General features: G+C 39.9%; 3 protein-coding genes and 1 pseudogene. 2 read left to right on the top strand and 2 right to left on the bottom strand.

All coding sequences use genetic code 11. The features are described from left to right. Positions 1-169: 169 nt before the first annotated feature. Positions 170-967, top strand: a pseudogene (locus F6K40_RS38780) (SDR family NAD(P)-dependent oxidoreductase). A gap of 95 nt (positions 968-1,062) precedes the next feature. Beyond that, positions 1,063-2,079, top strand: a complete 1,017-nt coding sequence (locus F6K40_RS38775) for a zinc-binding alcohol dehydrogenase family protein (protein WP_293145195.1) — start codon at positions 1,063-1,065, stop codon at positions 2,077-2,079. A 200-nt stretch (positions 2,080-2,279) separates the two neighbouring features. On the opposite strand, the gene F6K40_RS38770 is transcribed toward F6K40_RS38775, so the two are convergent. Then, a complete protein-coding gene (locus tag F6K40_RS38770; protein WP_293145192.1) occupies positions 2,280-3,497 on the bottom strand; it encodes an ABC transporter permease in 1,218 nt (405 codons plus the stop codon). Between the two features lie 376 nt (positions 3,498-3,873). Next, positions 3,874-4,770, bottom strand: an 897-nt coding sequence (locus tag F6K40_RS38765) for a Uma2 family endonuclease (RefSeq protein ID WP_293145189.1), incomplete at its 5' end; no start/stop codon positions are given.

Here is a 4,770-nt window from a genome sequence, read left to right as displayed (position 1 = left end):
ATCGAAACAACATTAAAACGATTGGCAAATGATGTATTACCAAACTTTACTTAATAAATTTAATAGGACTTACGCAAATTCTTAGACAACACGCTATCTATAGAGGGCGAATGCCATTCGCCCCTAGGAGATATGGCGGTTCTGCGTAAGTCCTGTTTAAGACAAAACTATGCCGAAAACTATATTAATTACTGGCTCTACCGATGGTATTGGACTGGAAACAGCCAAAATGCTTGCTTCACTAGGTCATCATGTTTTGCTACACGGGCGCAATCTAGCAAAACTGAAAGCAGCGAAAAATAAGCTCTCTGCCGTCTCAAGCGATCAAGACATTGAAATGTACGTTGCCGATCTGTCACTCATGCACAATGTCGAGGATTTCGCGAATACTATAGCGGAAAACCACTCTAAACTTGATGTGCTAATTAATAATGCAGGTGTTTACAATGCATCCGATCCTATTACTTAGGATGGTCTTGATGTTAGGTTTGCTGTCAATACGATCGCTCCCTACCTGCTTACAAAACGGCTATTGCCGCTAATCGGTACTTCCGGACGGGTAATTAATCTGTCCTCCGCTGCTCAATCAACCGTTGAAGCAGAAGCACTGGCAGGACGAGTCAAGCTGCCCGACGGAGTAGCTTATGCCCAAAGCAAACTGGCGCTTACAATGTGGTCGTGCAGTCTAGGGCTTTCCCTTAAAGATCGCGGTCCTACAATCATCGCAGTTAACCCAGGCTCAATGCTTGGCAGCAAAATGGTGCAGCAGGCTTTTGGGGTGGCTGGTGGTGATATCCGCATTGGAGCAGAAATACTTACTCGCGCAGCACTGATGGATGAATTTCAAACTGCTTCAGGTCAGTATTTTGACAACGATTCAGGTCAGTTCGCTTTTCCTCATTCCGATGCCCTTGATACACAGAAATGTCAAGAGATCATACAGGCTATTGAGACGATTTTAGCTTGATTGCCACTACAATTAGTGCCTTTTCATAAGTCGTGAAATTTTGACAAATAAAGCTATCCATAGCTAAAGATATTTAAAATTTGGAGGTAAGATCCATGAAAGCAGTAGGTATTACTCAATATTTACCCATAGAAAACGAAAACAGTTTATTAGACGTTGAAATCCCTAAACCCACAGCGAAAGGAAAAGATTTACTGGTACAGGTTAAAGCTATTTCTGTTAACCCAGTAGATACTAAAATCCGCGCACCAAAAGAAAAGATTGAATCAGAACCCCGTATTCTTGGTTGGGATGCAGCAGGTATAGTGGTGGAAATTGGCGAAGAAGTAACAGAATTTCAACCTGGAGACGAGGTTTATTATGCAGGAGATATTACTCGTCCTGGTAGCAACAGCGAATTTCATTTAGTGGATGCCAGAATTGTCGCTCGCAAACCCCAGAATTTAGATTTTGCTCATGCAGCAGCTTTTCCTCTTACTGGTATCACTGCTTGGGAAGCTATGTTTGAAAGATTAAATATCGATCAAAAAGGGGCAGATACAGGCAAATCAATTTTAATTATTGGTGGTGCAGGGGGAGTTGGTTCTATTGCCATTCAACTAGCGAAACTAGCCAAACTTAATGTTATTGCTACTGCTTCTCGTCCAGAAACTATCGCTTGGTGTCAAAAACTTGGTGCTGATCAAGTTGTCAATCATCGAAATAATCTAGCAGAGGAGATTAAGCAAGTTGGTTATCAAAATGTCAATTATATTCTTTGCTTAAACGATACTGATGGCCACTGGCAAGCTATGACTGAAGCGATCGCTCCCCAAGGCACGATTTGTTCTATTGTGGAAAATGAAGGACGCCTAGATATGGATATTTTAAAGAGTAAGAGTGCTGGGTTTGTTTGGGAATTTATGTTTACTCGTTCGATGTATCAAACAGAAGATATGGCAGAGCAAGGTAATTTACTTAATGAGTTGAGTAAACTGATCGAGGATGGTGCAATTATTACAACTTGCAATGAGATAGTCAAACCGATAGATGCTAAAAACTTACGAGATGTTCATCAACGTATCGAGAACGGTAGAACTATTGGAAAAATCGTTCTAGCTGAATGGAATTAATCTTTATAGCGCCAGGGAATAGGGAATAGGGAATAGGGAATAGTAAGCTGTCAAAGAGTTTTCCTACGGAATGCTGCGCAAACAGGATTTATAAATGTCCTAACCTTTGCTTCGACTGCTATAACTAGCTATCAGCTAGTAGGGGCGAATGGCTATTCGCCCTTACAACTACTGACTACTGACTACTGACTACTACAGTATTAAATACTTCTCAAAGCTACAATAGGATCTAATTTAGCTGCTTGTCTAGCAGGAAAAACTCCAAAAAACAAACCAATAACACCAGAAACACCACAAGCAATAGCGATCGCTCCTACTGGAATTCCTGTTTCTAAAGGAGTTAAAACACCTAAAATCAATACCCCACTAATACCTATTCCAGTACCAACTAATCCACCTGCAACGGATAAAATTACCGACTCAATAATAAACTGAACTAAAATATCTTTCTGGGAAGCACCAATAGCCTTTCTTAATCCAATTTCTTTAGTTCTTTCCGTTACCGAAACCAACATAATATTCATAATACCAATACCACCTACTACTAAAGAAATCGCTGCTGTAGATGCCAATAATAAAGTCAAAGCTGAAGTAATACCTCCTAAAGTTTGCAATAAATCTTTCTGACTTCTGACAGTAAAATCATCTTCATAAATAATTTTATGTCGCAGTCGTAACAGATTTTCTATTTGAAACTGTGCAGCTTCCATACTATTCTCATCCTTTACCGACACAGAAATCAAAGTTACTTGAGTGCCATAAGGAGAAGACCTACCAACAATTCGATTTGCCATAGTAGTAATCGGAATAAAAGCCTTCATATCCTCATTATTTCCGAGATTATTACCTTTAGGTGCCATGACTCCAATGACTTGCAAGCTAGTATTTTTAATACGCACTCGTTTACCAATTGGATTTTCATTACCAAATAATTGTGCTGCTAATTCTGAACCCAAAGCTACTATATTTTCTTGTCTTTGTAAATCTAAATCTGTCAAAAATCTACCTTTAGCAACATCAAAATTTCTGACAGTTAAAAATTCTGGAGCTGTTCCTACTAAATTTGACGACGCATTTTTATTTCGGTAGCTAACTAATTCGTTAGCATTCAGAATAGGAGCAACTTCTTTAACCGTTGGAACTTGAGAAGCGATCGCTTCAGCATCTGCTAATACTAATGTTTGAGGCCGTAGGACAGATCGTCTTTGAGCTTTAGGACTTCCTGGCACAATAAATAAAATATTTGGTCCGAGAGCAGTAATCTGATTGTTAACAAATTTTTGCGCACTTTCGCCAATACCAATCATGGCAATAACGGAAGCATTACCGATGATAATGCCTAACATAGTTAAGCTACTGCGAACTTTATTAGCTAACAGTGTTATAGCTGCCATTTTCGTACTTTCTAAGATGTTCATAATTGGTGAATTTGTAAAGTATAGCAGTCGAAGCAAAGAACGCGGACGCATCAAAAGTTTAAAACCCAGACAAAGCCAGATTTTTCCTTCTGCCTCCCCCCTTTCAAAGGGGGGTAGGGGGGATTTCTTCTGCCTTTTGCTATAATAGAAACCGGGTTTATTGCCCTAATTATTTTTTTTCAAATCAGGAAATTTCGTCGATAAACCCGGTTTCTAGGTAAGTTCTAATAAATTTTTTGGCGTTGCACAAATACGGGATAATTTTAATACTTTTGTGGAATGGGCATCTTGCCAGTTCCTGATATTTTCAAGTGGGAAAGACATCCTTCGCACTTATATTCATCCCGCCCCTCAGCAATGCCAATTTTTGGATGAACTAGATGTCGGTATCTATAAACTTCTGCACTACTTCCAAAGGTAAGGAAAGAGCATTTGAAATTTGTTCGGCAGTTAAACCTACACCCAATAAACGAGAAATAGCTTCTTGCTCCCGTTGAACCATTAAATCTATTTCTCGTTCGGCCTGTTGACGTGCAGTTGCTTCTAAATCTCTTTCCCGTTCCGCCTGTTGACGTGCAGTTGCTTCACGTTGGGCATTTTCTCTCTCCCGTTCTTTTTCTCGTTCCGCTTGTTGACGTGCAGTTGCTTCACGTTGGGCATTTTCTCTCTCCCGTTGGGCCTGTTGAACCATTAAATCTCTTTCCTGTTCAACCTGTTGACGTGCAGTTGCTTCTAAATCTCTTTCTCGTTCCGCCTGTTGACGTGCAGTTGCTTCACGTTGGGCATTTTCTCTTTCCTGTTGAGCGTTTTGTCTCTCCTGTTCTGTCTGCTCAAGAATTTCTAGATAAGTGGCAAAACGTTCCCCATCAGGTCGATAAATTTGTAATTCCTTACCAACTTTTTCAAAACGAATTCCAATTCGAGGACTTACCCAACCCTCCATTTGTGCTATCTCGCTCATCATTTTTCCTTGACGCCTCCATCCTTTTAATCTCCCGGTTTCTGGATAATAAACATAATATTCTTCTACTCCATATTTGGAATAAAACTCTAATTTTGTTACTTCCAACTCAGTAATAGTGTTGCTAGGAGAGGCAATTTCAAATACTACTTGGGGAGGAATATTATCTTCTTCCCACTGTTTATAAGAACCCCTATCTCCTTGAGGGCGACCAAAAACTACCATGACATCGGGTGCCTGTTTGATATCAGGTTGTTTTTCTTTCGGAAACCAAAATAGGTCTCCAGCAATAAAAACATTGGGGTCATCTTT

Origin of the sequence: Okeania sp. SIO3I5 (assembly GCF_010672085.1) — a bacterium.
Lineage (GTDB): Bacteria > Cyanobacteriota > Cyanobacteriia > Cyanobacteriales > Microcoleaceae > Trichodesmium.
The sequence above is the reverse complement of the archived record's forward strand: the minus strand, read 5'-3'. Positions and strand labels throughout refer to the sequence as shown.

Excerpts from the sequence above, each read along its gene's own strand:
- F6K40_RS38775 (WP_293145195.1), top strand. The coding sequence starts at position 1,063 with ATGAAAGCAGTAGGTATTACTCAATATTTACCCATAGAAAACGAAAAC.
- F6K40_RS38770 (WP_293145192.1), bottom strand. The coding sequence starts at position 3,497 with ATGAACATCTTAGAAAGTACGAAAATGGCAGCTATAACACTGTTAGCT.